The 16,240-nt window shown below is 40.5% G+C and carries 11 protein-coding genes; 7 read left to right on the top strand and 4 right to left on the bottom strand.

Features of this window, described 5'->3' with window-relative positions; genetic code table 11:
* Positions 1 to 212: 212 nt before the first annotated feature.
* Positions 213 to 1,073, bottom strand: a complete 861-nt coding sequence (locus tag G322_RS0103655) for an AraC family transcriptional regulator (RefSeq protein ID WP_022940457.1) — start codon at positions 1,071 to 1,073, stop codon at positions 213 to 215.
* Between the two features lie 352 nt (positions 1,074 to 1,425).
* Between G322_RS0103655 and G322_RS19855 the strand changes: the two genes are divergently transcribed.
* A complete protein-coding gene (locus G322_RS19855; RefSeq protein ID WP_022940456.1) occupies positions 1,426 to 3,018 on the top strand; it encodes a B12-binding domain-containing radical SAM protein in 1,593 nt (530 codons plus the stop codon).
* 332 nt (positions 3,019 to 3,350) lie between these two features.
* Here G322_RS19855 and trxC read toward each other — a convergent pair whose 3' ends face one another.
* Positions 3,351 to 3,782, bottom strand: a complete 432-nt coding sequence (gene trxC / locus G322_RS0103645; RefSeq protein WP_022940455.1) for a thioredoxin TrxC — start codon at positions 3,780 to 3,782, stop codon at positions 3,351 to 3,353.
* Between the two features lie 348 nt (positions 3,783 to 4,130).
* Positions 4,131 to 5,552 (bottom strand): aminotransferase-like domain-containing protein, encoded by a 1,422-nt coding sequence (locus tag G322_RS0103640; RefSeq protein ID WP_022940454.1) that lies wholly within the window; start codon positions 5,550 to 5,552, stop codon positions 4,131 to 4,133.
* Between the two features lie 200 nt (positions 5,553 to 5,752).
* On the opposite strand from G322_RS0103640, the gene G322_RS23830 reads away from it, so the two are divergent.
* Positions 5,753 to 5,932 carry a YjiS-like domain-containing protein gene (locus G322_RS23830; protein ID WP_022940453.1) on the top strand — a complete coding sequence of 60 codons (180 nt, stop codon included), beginning with the start codon at positions 5,753 to 5,755 and terminating at the stop codon, positions 5,930 to 5,932.
* Between the two features lies 1 nt (position 5,933).
* A complete protein-coding gene (locus G322_RS0103630; protein WP_022940452.1) occupies positions 5,934 to 6,542 on the top strand; it encodes a LysE family translocator in 609 nt (202 codons plus the stop codon).
* Between the two features lie 7 nt (positions 6,543 to 6,549).
* Here G322_RS0103630 and G322_RS0103625 read toward each other — a convergent pair whose 3' ends face one another.
* Positions 6,550 to 8,949 carry a DNA polymerase II gene (locus G322_RS0103625; RefSeq protein WP_022940451.1) on the bottom strand — a complete coding sequence of 800 codons (2,400 nt, stop codon included), beginning with the start codon at positions 8,947 to 8,949 and terminating at the stop codon, positions 6,550 to 6,552.
* A gap of 129 nt (positions 8,950 to 9,078) precedes the next feature.
* Between G322_RS0103625 and G322_RS0103620 the strand changes: the two genes are divergently transcribed.
* The 4 genes from G322_RS0103620 to G322_RS0103605 are packed head-to-tail and all read left to right on the top strand — an operon-like array spanning position 9,079 to position 16,233.
* Complete coding sequence (locus G322_RS0103620; RefSeq protein ID WP_022940450.1) at positions 9,079 to 10,839, top strand: AMP-dependent synthetase/ligase; 1,761 nt, start codon at positions 9,079 to 9,081, stop codon at positions 10,837 to 10,839.
* 23 nt (positions 10,840 to 10,862) lie between these two features.
* Positions 10,863 to 12,152, top strand: coding sequence for a thiolase family protein (locus G322_RS0103615; protein WP_022940449.1), 1,290 nt, complete (start codon positions 10,863 to 10,865; stop codon positions 12,150 to 12,152).
* Between the two features lie 16 nt (positions 12,153 to 12,168).
* Positions 12,169 to 14,322 (top strand): 3-hydroxyacyl-CoA dehydrogenase NAD-binding domain-containing protein, encoded by a 2,154-nt coding sequence (locus tag G322_RS0103610; protein WP_022940448.1) that lies wholly within the window; start codon positions 12,169 to 12,171, stop codon positions 14,320 to 14,322.
* Positions 14,323 to 14,331: 9 nt separating this feature from the next.
* Entirely contained in the window at positions 14,332 to 16,233 is a 1,902-nt protein-coding gene (locus G322_RS0103605; RefSeq protein WP_022940447.1) for an acyl-CoA dehydrogenase family protein, read from the top strand.
* Positions 16,234 to 16,240: the final 7 nt, after the last annotated feature.

Raw genomic sequence — 16,240 nt, 5'->3', positions numbered from 1 at the left:
CTAGGCATAAAATTGAAGCCTAGTCATTCTAAGTCGAAATTTCATAACGACGTAGATTGGTACAAGTTGCCTTGCCCTACGGGGCGCAAGCTCGAAAATCAGCCCTACGTTACAACAAGCGGAAAGGGAATAACCATTACCTCGTGTTGTGCCTTGCTCTGATTATCGAGCTTGTGCCTGACAAAGCATCTTGAAGTAACATGGGTATATAATCACTTCAAGGGTAGATAAATATCTGTAATTATTTCAGTCTCTGGCACATCAGGAAAAAAATTAATCCTTTCAAAAAAAATAGGATAATCACGTAACTCTTCTTCGCTTTGTACAAGCCAATCTGAATATAAATAAGTTATCGTTTCACTAATAGTATCATCAGATCCTATATGCCGAATAAGTGCACAACGACCCGCTGGTATGATCTTGGTAAAAATACCATCATCATTTTTTATTACATCAGATTTAATTGATGCACAGATGTCACAGCGATATTTATCTGCTTCAGTGACAGCAGGATCATCATAAACAATATTAAATGTTCTACTTATCTTAGGTGATAAGTTATTATTTATACGCCAGTTAATGAATAAGTTAATAGTATTTCCAAGTGATTCAAGCGCACCAAGATGTGCTAATGCAGCAACTTTTATCTCACTAAAATTGACAACGTCAACGTGATGTGACACTGACGATGCACGTTGAATCCTCAAGTTTTTAAACTGGTGATATTTTTCATGCCATAAAGTCCATTGTGGTTGATCTCTAAATTGAGATGGATTCTGGCCAATCGACTGACTAAAAGCACGAGAAAACGCTTCTGAACTTTCATAACCATTAGCCACTGCAATATCAACAATCCTCATCTCTTTCTTAAAAACCAATTGATATGAAGCTCGTTTCATCCTTGCAAGCCTAATATAAGAAAATGCAGAAAGACCAAAGAGCGAAGAAAACTGCCTGTGAAAATGATATTTAGATAAGCAGGCAATACCACTTAGCTTATCGACAGTTAATTCTTCATCTAAATGAAAATCGATGTAGTCTAATAATTGATGAAAACGTGTTTGATAATTCATTCTTTAATAATATCCTTTAGAGCAAGCACATCGGTAACAATAAGTTACTCATTTTCATCGAATGGTACATGATGAAAGTTGCGGAATTTCAAAATAACAAAAAGGAGTGCATTACTTCACTCTCTCACTAATGAGCCCAAAATGTTATGATTCACTGTCAGTGAAATTTAACTAAATCAGTGGAGAAACCATATAATCAGTTTTATTTTTTGGCTCACAATTAACAAAAAACGATGGTGCAGTTATTAATAAATGATCCTATTCCCCCATTCAAAACAGATACTGAAACACTTCCACTATTACTGTATTATCACACAATAATTTTTCCCTACATTTAAGACTCTCAATAACTATGCAACCATTCCGAAATGACCTCACCATTGAATCCACAGATGTAAGTGAAAAAACAGTATTAGCCACAAACGTCATCTCCTCCCCTAAAATCGTGTTGGCAACGCTTAATTCAAAATTTATTCATGCCAGTTTAGGGTTACGTTATCTGTACGCTAATTTAAAAGAGTTGCAAGCATGTTGTGAAGTCAAAGAATTTGTTATTCAAACGCGCCCCATTGATATTGTTGAAAAAATATTAGCATCGAAACCCGATATCGTCGGTTTTGGCGTTTATATCTGGAACATTGTGGAAACCACCAATGTAGTTAATTTGTTAAAAGTCATTGCCCCAGACATTAAGGTGGTCTTAGGTGGTCCTGAAGTAAGTTATGAATCAGAATCGCAAGCGATTGTTCATACAGCAGATTATGTATTAACAGGTGAAGCTGAAATCAGCTTTTATGAGTTATGCAGAGATATTATCAATAACAACGCGCCGACTCAAAAAATCATTAAATCTAAACCTGTTGAATTAAAAAATCTTGAAATGCCTTATCAGTATTATAGTGATGAAGATTTAAAAAATCGCATACTCTACGTTGAAGCGTCCCGAGGTTGCCCTTTTAAGTGTGAATTTTGTTTATCATCTTTAGACACTAAATCTAATCCCTATGAATTAGACCTGTTCCTCGGGCAAATGGAAACACTGTATCAACGTGGGGCGCGTAATTTTAAATTTATTGATAGAACCTTCAATTTAGACATTAATACCTCTCTTAAAATAATGCAGTTTTTCTTGGACAGAATGACTGATGGTCTGTATCTGCATTTTGAAGTCGTACCGGATCACTTACCAAGAAAATTAAAAGAGATGTTAACGCTGTTCCCAGAAGGCAGTTTGCAATTTGAAATTGGCATCCAAACTTTTAACCAAACGGTGCAGGAAAATATTAGTCGTAAGCAGAATAATGCTAAATCAAAACAAAACTTGCTGTGGTTAAAAGAAAATACCCATGCACATATTCATGCGGATCTGATTTTTGGCTTACCGGGCGAAACCTTGGAGACATTTGGGGAAAGCTTCGACGAGCTGTATCTCTGCCAACCTCATGAGATTCAAATGGGCATTTTAAAACGCCTCAGAGGTACGCCGATTATTAGGCATACTAAAGCATTTGATCTGCGTTTTAACCCTCTGCCACCGTTTAATATATTAAGCACTGATCGCATCGATTTTCCGACCATGCAACGGGTAAATCGCTTTGCACGATACTGGGATATGATAGGCAACTCAGGCCGTTTCAAACATTCCTTAGTCGAGATTTTATCTGCTCACCCCTTTGATGACTTTATGGCCATCTCCGCTTGGCTGTTTGATAAAACAGATCAAACGCATAAAATTAACCTAAAGCGCTTATTTGAACTTCTATCACAAGCCGTTGAAGTTTTATTTCCTGAAAAGCATCAATTGGTCATTAAAAAACTTGAATTAGATTACACAGCAACGCAACTTAAAAGTCGTTTTGATACACTTGACTTATATGCTGGAAATGAGAAAAAACCGACGCGTCAAAGTAAATTGTTACAGCGACAAAAGCAGCATAAACAGTAACGATACCCGTTACCAATCAATATTGCTTTATTCAGTCGTCAGCTCGGGCATTAAGGCAAGACGCAGTATGATGACAATGGTTAGCCCTTATCGAATACTGTAACGCCAAATTAGTGTTCGAGCTGGCGACCCGCAGGGCAAGCTTTGAGGCAAACATCTTCGTTGTTAGGAAGTTTTGATTGAACCCGTTAGACCTTCAACTTCCTGCCTAGAATCTGTTCACCTCACAGCTTGCTGAATTTTGCATCTTGAATGATAACGGGTATACACTAAATAGTATGGTGGCAGATATTGCTCTGCTGCCATTATATTTATGAATAATGTACTAAAAGCTACTTCAACAACGCTTGACTTAACCACGCTTTAAATTGTGTTTTAGGCAACGCACCATTTAGCGTATCAACCACTTTGCCATTTTTAAATAACATTAACGTAGGGATGCTACGAATATTATACAAAGCCCCCAACTGTTGCTGCGCCTGCGTATCTACTTTTACAAAACGCGCCGATTTGTCTTGTGTTGAAAGTTCTTCAAAAATGGGGCCGAAGTTTTTGCAAGGACCACACCAAGGTGCCCAAAAGTCAACAATAACAGGTAAATCAGCTTTGATTAAAGCGGATAAGTTAACAGGTGTTCCCTCAATCGGTTTACCTTGAACGAGTTGCATTTTACAGCGCCCACAAGTCGGAGAAGCGTCGATACGTTCAACCGGTAAACGATTCATCGATTGGCAGTGTGGGCAACGGGTGGTGATAGTGGTCATAGATATTCCTTTTATTGTAACTACTCAGGCCGTCGTCATTTAAGCCCATTTCATCGTTGAAAATGCTCATTTAAACGACTAAACTGCGCTTTTTCGCCTTGAACTAGACATAATACCAATCCGCCTAAGTAACTGATCGTTTTTACTGGTTTAAATGACTAATATCTGCGTTGCATTCAATCGCAATAGCCAGTTATTACTCAATCATGCACCTTGACCTTAGTCATTTACCCTGCGTAAAACCTGATCATTATATTAAGCGGAATGGTATAAATGACTTAGCCCTGAGCATTTACCCTTTATTTTGCATAAAGCATCACAAGAATAAATCAGAATAGTTATATTTTATTATTTAATTAATTGTATTTGTTGGTTGATATAAACAGCTAATTGGCGAATACCCTTCTCACGCTCAATCTCTGTTTGTTCACTAAAATTCAAACGCATGCAACTGCGATATTTTCCTGTTGCTGAAAAGAGTGGACCAGCGGCAATACTTACCCCACCTGCTTTACACTGTGTTGCTAACTTTACGGTATCAATTTTTTTGTTTAATTCAACCCACAGGATATATCCTCCTTGCGGAAAACTGATGCGAGTATCGTCTGGAAAATGTTCCTTAATAGATTGTACCAGATGATCGCGTCCCTGTTTATATAACAGACGCACACGACGACTGTGACGATGATAACCGCCTGATTTAATAAAGTCAGCAACCGCTAACTGAGGTAAAAGCGGACACATTGAGCTACTGACATACTTAATATGGGTGACTTTATCACGATAACGACCGGGGGCAATCCAACCAACACGAATGCCCGGCGCGACGGTTTTAGAAAATGAGCTACATAATAAAACACGGCCATCTTCATCAAACGATTTAATGGTTTTAGGGCGCGGTGATTGATAACTAATATCCCCGTAAATATCATCTTCAATAATACAGATATCGTAACTTTGCGCTAGTTGGTAAAGCCGTTTTTTTGCCTCTTCTGGCATGGTATAACCCATTGGATTATTACAGGTTGGAGTGACCAAAATCGCTTTAATCGGCCATTGCTCTAACGCTAATTCTAGCGCTTCTAAACTCAGACCATGTTCAGAATGGGTGGGAATCTCCATCGCTTTTAAATTAGCGGTTTTTATCGCTTGCATCGACCCATAAAAACTCGGTGATTCAACCGCAACAATATCGCCCGGCTCAGTCACTGCGCGTAAACAAACCGATAATCCCTCTTGGCACCCAGAGGTTACCACCAGATCATCAGGGTGTAATGAACACCCCGAATTGAGCGCTAATTTAGCCAATTGTTCGCGTAATACAAGTGAGCCTTTAATGTCACCGTAAGGTAAACTCAAAGCAACCTGATGACGCATCAATTCGGTCATCTTTTTTAACAGTGGTTTTAATGTCGGTGCACTCATATTAGGCATCGCATGTTGTAACTGCACTGAATCGTCACCCGCTTTGCTGAGTAATAACTCTAAGACCTCTTGCCATTGTGAAACATCAATAGGACGTTGCGCAGGACGAGAGGTTTCAGGCTGTGCGGGTAAAACGCTGCGTTGGGAAACAAAGTAACCCGATTTGGGACGCGCTTCAATCAATGCCTCCATCTCGAGTTGATGATAAGCCTGTTGCACGGTTGATATACTGACACTGTGTTCAATCACTAATTGGCGAATAGAGGGTAATTTGTCGCCAGCAATAAACAATCCCGCTTCCATGCTTTCACGTAAACCCTTTGCAACTTTTTCATATAGTTTCATTTTTTTATCACCTATTTGATAACAACCATCTCTCTCATACTGAACATGCCATCTATTTTCCCATACAGATAACACAAAATAATGCCATACAGTCTCTTTTTTGCCCATCTGTATTGAAGAAATAAAATCATTTTGAATCTGTATTGAAATACTCACTTGCTTACAATGACAATTCAATGAGTTATCAAGGAAGAATAAAAATGAGAAAAATTATAACCAGAATCAATAGACAAATCAGTTTGTTTGATACACGTAAACAACTATTAAATTTACCTGAGCACCTGTTAAAAGATATTGCTATCAGTGCGGAACAGCGATTAATCGAAACTAAAAAAATGGCCTTTTTTCCACTCTTAAAACGTCTCATAAAAGGAGATTAAAATGGAAATTTCACTGCTATTGGCGATTTCACTGTTTGCATTTGTCATGTCGGTAACACCTGGGCCAAACAATATTATGTTGCTCGCCTCGGGCGCACAGTTTGGTTACAAACGTACTTTGCCACATATTTTTGGCATATTGATTGGCATCGCGCTATTACTTGCTTCGGTACTGTTAGGGTTAGGTTTGATCTTTGATCGCTACCCTGCGTTTTATGATCTTTTAAAAGTGGTGGGCACACTTTATTTATTGTGGCTTGCGTGGAAAATAACCACAGCACCCACCGATGAAAATAGTTTTAGTCATCAGCAAAGTAACAACAGCCCCATGACATTAGTGAATGCATTGCTCTTTCAATTTGTCAATCCCAAAGCATGGGCAATGGTCATTGGCAGCATCAGTAGTTTTACCTTAGCGGGGGATCGTTATCTTGAATCAGGATTATGGATCATGCTCTGTTTTGCCATCACGGGATTTTTTGCGATCAGTTTATGGGCGTATTTAGGCGTGGCTATTCGTCAGCAACTGACCACACCCAAGCGTAAAAAAGTGTTCAATTATACAATGGGCCTGATGACAGTGACCACGCTGTTTTTTATTCTTAATTAAAACGTTTTTAAAAGAGAGGCATCTGTTCTGAAACAAGTGTTTCAAAATCAATGTTTAAGCCTAAGTCTAAAAAAGGCAAAATAGCATCGGCAATCGGTTTCAGTTGTTTATCGATATAATGCTGATAGTCGATGTTTGATTGCAGATACTCAACAGGCTCAGGGCCATTGCTGGTTATAAAATAAGCGACACGCCCACGGCGCTGATAACGCAGTGGCCGACCCAATTTTCTATTTTGGCTATCGGCAAGGCGTGCTGCGCGTACCTGTGGGGGAACATTTTTCACATACGCATCGAGCGGTCGTCTTAAGCGCTTATGGTAAATCAATTTGTCATCTAATTGCCCCGCTTTTAATTGGCTTGCCGTATCGATAATAAATTGTGTCACGCTCTGTTGGCTAAAAACCTTTTCAAACAATGTTTCTTGAAATTCTCGCGCCAGTGCGGTCCAATCACTGCGCACACTTTCTAACCCTTTAAAGATGATTTCACTGCCTTTCTCATCACTTTTAAGTCCTGCATAACGTTTTTTAGAGCCTGAGTCGGAGCCACGTAAAGTGGGCATAAAAAACTGACTAAAACAGGTTTCATATTCAATCTCTAATAACGAAGGTAAATCAAATTCAGTGGCTATTTTATCTGTCCAAAACGTGTTTATCTTCGCCTCTAACATTTTTCCTTTTTGATTGGCGCTTTGCAGTGAATCACAACCTTCTAACCACACAAAGGTGGAATCGGTATCACCGTAGATCACCTCAAATCCAAGATTTTCAATAAACTTGCCCGTTTCAATCATAATTTGATGCCCGCGCAAGGTAATAGAGCTGGCTAAACGGGTATCATGAAAACGACAGCCTGCTGAGCCCAACACACCATACATGCTGTTCATAATAATCTTTATCGCATGTGAGAAAGGTTGATTATTGGCTTTTTTAGCTAACTCACGGGCAGCCGTTAACTTATCTAAAATCAGCGGTAAATGATGCTTTTCTCTGCTAAATCGAGCGCCTCGAAAACCTGCGATACTTTGTGATTCATCCTCTTTAAGTCCCTCTATCAAACCCATCGGGTCAATTTTAAAAGTACGAATAATGGAGGGATACAGTGATTTAAAATCAAGCACAATCACCCAATCGTAAAGGCCGGGGGTGGAGTCCATCACAAATCCACCGGGTGAGTGCTGTGCTTCAATATCTCCTATATTAGGCGCGACATAGCCACTGCGGTGCAATAGTGGCAGGTAAAGGTTAGTAAAGGCGGCCACCGATGCGCCACGTCTATCAAGTGCCAGCCCCGTTAATTCGGCACGTTTAATCGCATATTCAATGAGTTGTGCATGATTAAAGACACGCTCCACCAGCAGACAATCTTGCAAGTTATACGCGGCTAATGTAAGTGGGCTATTTTCAAATTGATGTTTTATCTCTAATCCTTTATCAACAAACTGACTGTTTTCTGCCGTGATCAATTTCCCCTGTGAAAAGAGGTTTTGGCTGACAAATTCCAAACTGTAACTGTCAAAATGCCGACTGCTGTTTTTCAGTTGCTCAATGCCATCAAGCACCACGCGACCATTTAACAGTAACGTGCCTTGCTCTGTTGTATCACGGTGTGAAAACCACTGTAGTGGACGTTTATCTCGCCCTAAACAGAGCGTTAAACGATGCAATTTTGCGCGCTCTGCTAATAAACGCATATCAAAATTCACTACCGCCCAGCCAATCACAATATCGGGGTCAAAGGTTTCAAACCAACGTTGCAACGCGATCAGTAACGCGACTTCATCCTTTACCCACGTTATATTAACACTGTCACAAGCTTGAGGTTGCCCCACCATGATCACCCTATTTTGGGATTCATCCCCTACCGTCAGGCCCACACTGTAAAGTGATTGTTCTGGGCTACATTCAATATCAAGCGACACAGTTTTAAGTGAGCAGTTACTTTTTCCGGCAGTTAATTTGGGATTCTGAACAAACCAACCTTTGCCCTGCTGAGTAATTTTTCCCTCTATTTTGACGCTACCGTAGATAAATCGTTCCATCAGGTAACGATCGCTGACTTTAATATCCGCTTCAAAAATAGCCAGTTCAAGATCCAATAAAGCGCATTGTAAAAGTCGCGAGTAGTTAGTTGATAAGCTGTAGATAGCAACAACATCTTGCTGATTGAAAGTAGTCAGGGAGAGAGGACGAACCTCATGTGCGAACAACTGCTGATGTTCCCAAACAGCCATTGCTGCTTTTAAATCATCCTGTTTAATTAAAAATACCGCACGGAGTCCTGTCACAACAATTCGACAAGCCCCCTGCTCAGTCGCAACCCACAAAGTAAGGTTAATACCCGCTGCGCTGTCTTGTTGTTGTCTTGATAAAATCAGACCTTCAAGTTGTATTAATGTTTTCATAAACACTCATCATTAAAAGAGAAATTAAGTTTAACGTATGTTGGTGGTTCACAAAACAATGAACTAGACTATATTAAATATAAACTGCTAACATCTTCATAAATCAATCATTTTCCAAGAAGGATCTTTATGCCAAACTACAGTACATTGCCAGAGATGATCCAATATGTGGTCAATACCTACATGAACTCCTCAGCACTGAACTACAAAAAACAGGGCCAATGGCAATCGATTTCAAGTGAAAAATTCATGGAAACCATTCGTCGATTAGCACTGGGTTTACGTGCATTGGGCGTTAAAGAATCGGATGGATTTGCTATTATATCTAATTCATCGCCACAATGGATGATGGTTGATCTGGCCATTATGCTTAACCGCGCCATCTCAGTACCGATGTTTGCCAATGTTTCTAGCAGTCATTTTGAATTTCAGAAAACAGATGCCAACATTAAATATATTTTCATCAATGACAGTAACTTGCTTGATGATAATATTTGCCATGCATTAAAATCATTCACCAAAGTTATCTCATTAGAAAATAGCTACAGCGCTAAAAATGGACTGAGTTATCAAACATTACTCGAATTGGGTGATCGGTTATCAAATCAACAACCACAATTGTTCGCTCAAATGCGCGATGCAGTGCAACCTGAAGATATCGCCACCATTATCTATACCAGTGGTTCAACAGGCATGCCCAAAGGAGTTGAGCTTCGTCATAGCAATCTTATTTCACAAATTAAAGCAACGGGACAATGTTTTCCACTTGATCCCAGTAAAGATAAAATTCTAACTTGCTTACCACTGGCACACGTTTTTGAACGTATGGTAAGTTACTATTATATCTCCACCGGCACGCCGCTCTATTTTGCTGATGACATTAAAAAAGTGGGCGAGCTACTGCGCGAGATAAAACCCACCGTTATTACCCTTGTGCCACGTCTGCTTGAAAAAGTGTACGCCAAGATGTATAGCCGTATTGATGACCAAAGTGGTTTAAAAAGAAAATTGATGAGTCGCGCTTTTGAGCGCGCAATCAACAAGGTTCCCGCTAAAAACAATTTTTCAGATAAACTGTTTGATAAACTTATCTACAGCAAATTACGTGAGGCCCTTGGTGGAAATTTAAAAATGTTAATTGTAGGTGGCTCAGCACTGAGTGAAAGCATGGAGCATTTCTTTAAAAATGTGGGTTTTAATGTTTATCAAGGTTATGGATTAACAGAAAGCTCCCCCGTACTTGCGGTGAATTATCCGGGTCATGTTCGCTATCGTACCGTCGGAAAAATATTTCCTGATATGGAAGTGAAAATTGCCGATGATAACGAAATATTAGCTCGTGGCCCCAATATCATGATCGGTTATCATAATGACAAAAGTGCCACCGATGAGATTATCGACAGTGAGGGTTGGTTACACACGGGTGATTTAGGCTCGCTGGACAGTGATAATTACCTGACCATTACAGGGCGAAAAAAAGAGCTATTTAAAACCTCCAACGGAAAATATGTCAGCCCCGTTCCCATTGAGCAGATGTTATGTAAATTCCCCCTTATTGACATGGCGGCCATTATTGGCGAAAACCACCATTTTGTCTCCTGCTTACTGTTTCCTGATTATGAAAACCTTGATGCCATTCGAGAACACCGTGGTTATAGCGACATGAGTAATAGCGCATTTTTAAACTCCAGTGAAGTACGCAACGAGATAAAAGAGGCGGTGCAAGCGGTCAATGCACAACTCAGTGCATGGGAAAAAATTCAAAAATATAAATTTGTAAAACATCCCATTAGTGTAGAAACAGGTGAACTCACCCCCACCATGAAGCTACGCCGTCATATCATTGAAGAAAAATTTAAACAGGTAATAGATGATTTTTATAGTGAATAGGTATTTTAAGCTGGGAGTTCAATATGAAACAGAGATTAGCGATTGTCGAAGGCGTTCGCACACCATTTTGTAAAGCAGGCAGTGAGATGGCAACCATTGCACCCGATGATTTAGGGGCTGTGATTGTTAAAGAGTTATTAGCAAAAACAGACATTGAGCTTAACTTAATTGATGAACTGATCATGGGTAATGTTGGTCAACCCTCAAATGCCTGTAATATCGCGCGGGTTATCGCGCTAAAAGCAGGTTTACCAGAGGCGCTTATCGCCTATACCGTGCATCGAAATTGCGCTTCTGGGTTGCAATCTATCACCACGGGGTTTGAAAAACTACTGGCTGGCAATGGTGAAATCCTGATTGCGGGTGGCACGGAAAACATGAGTCAATACCCACTTAAATTTGGCGTTAAAATGAGCAAACTGTTTGCTGATTTAATGAAAGCCAAAACCACGCCACAAAAATTAGCAACATTGGCTCAATTTCGCCCCACTTATCTCAAGCCTATCATCTCTATTGTTGAAGGGTTGACCGATCCAGTCTGTGGGTTAAACATGGGGCAAACTGCTGAAGTGCTTGCTCGTGAATTTAGTATTAGTCGCGAAGAGCAAGATAACTATGCACTTAACTCTCACCTTAAAGCGGCCAGTGCACAGCAAGCAGGATTTTTTGCCGATGAGATCCACCCCATTTTACTGCCTCCCCACTACAATAATGTACAAAAAAATGATAATTCAATCCGCGCCGATCAAAGCCTTGAAAAATTAGCTAAATTAAGACCCTTCTTTGACCGAGCAGCAGGCACTATCACCGTTGCTAATGCTTGTCCCATCACCGATGGTGCAGGGGCGGTACTTATTATGCTTGAGAGCAAAGCCAAAGCATTAGGTTATCAGCCATTAGGCTACCTTAAAGATTATAGCTACGCGGGACTTGCCCCCAATAGAATGGGATTGGGCCCTGTTTATGCCACCAGCAAGTTACTTGATAAATCGGGCATGGGCATGAGTGATTTTGACTTAATTGAGCTTAATGAAGCGTTTGCGGCACAAGTTATCGCTAATGAGCGCGCTTTTGACTCAGATTTGTTTTCACAAACCTATCTTAAAAAAGATAAAGCACTGGGTATGATTGATGCAAACAAACTCAACATTCACGGTGGCGCAATTGCATTAGGTCATCCAGTCGGTGCAACAGGTACAAGGTTAGTGATTACCATGCTTAAAGCGCTACGTGCCAAAAAACAAAATTGTGGCTTAGTGACTTTGTGTATTGGTGGCGGACAAGGTGCAGCATTAGCATTAGAAGTTGAATAAACGGGAGCGCTAAATAATGAATTTTAATCTATCTATCAATGACTCAGGTGTTGCCACCCTGTTATTTGATGTTGAAAATGAAAAAATCAATAAACTCGATGCTAACACACTGCTTGAATTAAAAGATCATCTCAGTGTGTTAGCCATAAATCAAGACATCAAACTGTTGGTTTTTGAAAGCGCTAAAGAAGGTATTTTTATTGCGGGCGCCGATATCAATGAGATAAAAGATATTATTACGCTTGATGAAGCCTACCAAAAAGCACGTTTTGGACAGCAGATTCTGCATCAAATATCACAACTGCCTTTTTCCACTTTAGCCGTGATCAATGGGGCTTGTGTCGGAGGCGGATGTGAACTGGCACTGGCTTGTCGTTATCGAATAATGAGTGACGATAAAAAAGCAATCATCGGCTTACCCGAGGTGAGTTTAGGCATTATTCCCGGGTTTGGTGGCTGTGTACGTCTGCCAAAACTGATTGGCCTGCAAGCGGCACTGCAACTCATTTTAACCGCCAAACTTATCCCGGCTAAACAAGCATTACGTTTAAAACTCATTGATGCCATTTATAACCACTCATTAGCACGTGATGCCATTGATACCTTTATTGGCAAGCTACTCAACGACGTCAAATTTAGCAAACAGATAAAAGCCAAACGTAATAAATCATTTAGTCAAAAACTCCTTGAAGATAATCCATTAGGTCGCTCACTTATCTTTAAAAAAGCCACTCAAAACTTATTACAAAAAACAGAAGGGCACTACCCTGCTCCCTTACAAGCATTAAAAGTGATTGAGCGCATCGTGAATATGCACACAGAAGATGCACTGGAAGAGGAGTTACACGGTTTTGCAGAGGTTGCTATCACCGATGTGAGTAAAAACCTGATTCAACTGTTCTTCACTAACGAAGCCCTTAAAAAAGAGAGTGGCATTAGTGATACTACTATAAAAGCGCAAACCATCCATCAAGCTTCAGTACTAGGCGCAGGTGTAATGGGAGGAGGCATTGCGTGGTTATTCTCTAAAAATGATAAAAATGTACGTCTTAAAGATATCGAATGGAATGCCGTCGCCAAAGGATATCAAACCGCCAATCTCTATTATCAGCAGATGAAAAAACACCGTAAAATCAAAGAAGATCAAATTCGTTATAAAATGAGCCATATTGCAGGTTGCATCAACTACAACGGTTTCAAGCAGATAGATGTGGTTGTGGAAGCGGTGGTTGAAAATATGGAGGTGAAAAAAAGGGTACTTGCCGAGGTTGAAGCGCAGTTACCTGAGCATGCTATTTTAGCGTCTAATACCTCAAGTCTTTCCATCACCGACATGGCGACAGATCTCAAACGCCCAGAAAACATGATCGGCATGCACTTTTTTAATCCCGTGAACCGTATGCCACTGGTTGAAATTATTCCTGGTGAAAAAACCAGTCAACAGACAATTGCGAGTACCGTACAACTTGCCAAACAGTTAGGGAAAACACCGATTGTAGTGGGTAATTGTGCAGGATTCTTAGTCAATCGCATTCTTATTCCCATGCTTAATGAAGCAGCGCTTATCTTGCAAGAGGGAGGCTCGGTGATTGAGATTGATAAAGCGATAAAACAGTTTGGTTTACCCATGGGACCTTTTGTTTTAGCGGACGAAGTGGGCATTGATATCGGTTTTCATGTGGCCACTATTTTAGAACAGGCCTATGGCGAACGCATGAAAGTTGCAGGCATTTTTACTCATCTTTTTAAGGAAGAAAAACTACTGGGTAAAAAATCAGGATTAGGCTTCTATAAACATGTAGAGAAATCACCTATTCGTTATAACAAAAGTATCGACAGTATCTTAACCTTTTACCAAGCAGATAATCATATCAAGCCCCAATCGTTTAACGCAGAGATGATCGTTGATCGCTGTATTTTAGTGATGGTTAACGAAGCCGTGCGCTGTTTACAAGAAGATATTATTAAAAACCCAGCTTACTTAGATATGGCAATGTTGATGGGCACAGGTTTTCCCGCTTTTCGAGGGGGATTGCTGAAATATGCGGACAACCGTGGTTTGCAAAATGTCTGCGATAAATTAACGGAATTAAGTGAGTTATATGGCCAGCGTTTTATCCCTGCACAGTTACTACTTGATAAAGCCAAAAATCAGCAAACATTTTATTAGGAGATTTTTATGAGCGAAAATAACCAAACACCTGAAGAAGAGTCTGTGATTGATACCTCTAAAATGAACAGTGCAAAAGCGGCTGCCATGCAACTTGCGGAAGCTGCCCGTGACAATAGTCGCCAACAAAGTAGCTTTGCAGGGCAACTGTTTATGGGCAGTTTTCAAAGCGACCTTATCTTTCCTTTTCCAACCCAAAGCGTTGAAGATAAAAGAGTGGGTGATAAATTGGTTAAACAGGTCTGTGACTTTCTGATTAATCATCTTGATGCAGAGTTGGTTGATGCCACACAAACCATTCCCGATGAGGTGATTAAAGGCTTAACCGAAATGGGACTGTTTGCCATGAAAGTCCCTAAAGAGTATAACGGTTTGGGGTTATCTCAAGTTAACTACAATCGCGTGATGATGGCTATTTCTGCGCATTGTGGTGGTACAGCCGTTCTCCTAAGCGCACATCAATCCATTGGCGTGCCTCAACCACTAAAAATGTTTGGCACCACGGCGCAAAAAGAGAAATACCTACCACAATTTCGAGCCGGTAAAATATCCGCCTTTGCGCTCACTGAGCCTGAGGTTGGCTCTGATCCCGCAAAAATGGAAACCACTGCGACCCTGACCAAAGATGGAAAACACTATTTAATCAACGGCATTAAACTGTGGTGTACCAATGGATTGATTGCCGATGTATTAGTGGTGATGGCACAAACTGCCTCTAAAACTTTAAAAAATGGTCAACAGGCAAAACAGATCACCGCCTTTATTGTTGAAAAAGAGATGCCCGGCATGGAGATATTACACCGCTGTGATTTTATGGGTATTCGTGGTATTCAAAATGGTTTAATGAAATTCATCAACGTTAAAGTGCCCATTGAAAATATTATCTTGGGAGAAGGAAAAGGGCTAAAACTGGCACTCGCCACCCTCAATACTGGGCGGTTAACGCTGCCGGCGGCAGCCACAGGCATGGCAAAATATTGCTTGGCCGTCGCTCGAGATTGGGGCAGTGAGCGCGTACAATGGGGTATGCCAATTGGTAAACATGAAGCAGGCGCTAAAAAAATTGCCTTTATTGCATCGAGCACCTTTGCCATGGAAGCCATTACTTATTTAACGTCACATATGGCGGACGATCCCAAACTCGACCTACGCATTGAAGCGGCCATGGCAAAACTGTTCTGCTCGGAGCTTGCTTGGCAAGTGGTGGATACCACTATGCAACTGCGTGGCGGTCGTGGTTACGAGAAAGCCTCATCACTCAAAGCGCGTGGTGAAAAACCCTACCCCATTGAGCGCTTAATGCGGGATTGTCGTATTAATCGCATTATTGAAGGTACCACCGATATCATGAAGCTATTTTTAGCGCGTGAAGCGATGGATCCACATTTAAAAGTGGCGGCTAATCTGCTTAAGAAAAATGTTCCCGTTGATGAAAAAATTAAAGCGGGTGTCAAACTGGCTGCTTTTTACAGTCGTTGGTATCCCACACAGTGGGTCAATAGCACACTGTGGAGCTCACACCCTGAACTTGGGAAACTGGCAAAACATATCTCTTTTGTAGAAATGACCGCGCACAAATTAGCGCGTACTATTTTTCACTATATCGGTTTATATCAAGATAGATTAGAGCGTAAACAGCATATTTTAGGATTGTTAATGGAGATAGGCACTGAGTTATTTGCTATCTCTGCCACCTGCTCCTTTGCCCAATCTAAACTCGATGCTAATCCTACCGACCTCACGCCACAATATCTTGCCGATGTTTTCTGTTTAAACAGCAAACGAAAAATTAATCAACTGTTCAATGAACTCACTGACAATGATGTTCACAAAGAAAATAAGTTGGCGAAAAGTATCTTAAATGGGGAGATGAAATGGTTAGAAGAAGGCATTGCATGGGTTGATTATTAATACGTTA

The sequence above is a fragment of the Psychromonas hadalis ATCC BAA-638 genome (assembly GCF_000420245.1).
Classification (GTDB): domain Bacteria; phylum Pseudomonadota; class Gammaproteobacteria; order Enterobacterales; family Psychromonadaceae; genus Psychromonas; species Psychromonas hadalis.
Note: the sequence above shows the minus strand (reverse complement) of the source record. Positions and strands in the feature narration are given on the sequence as shown.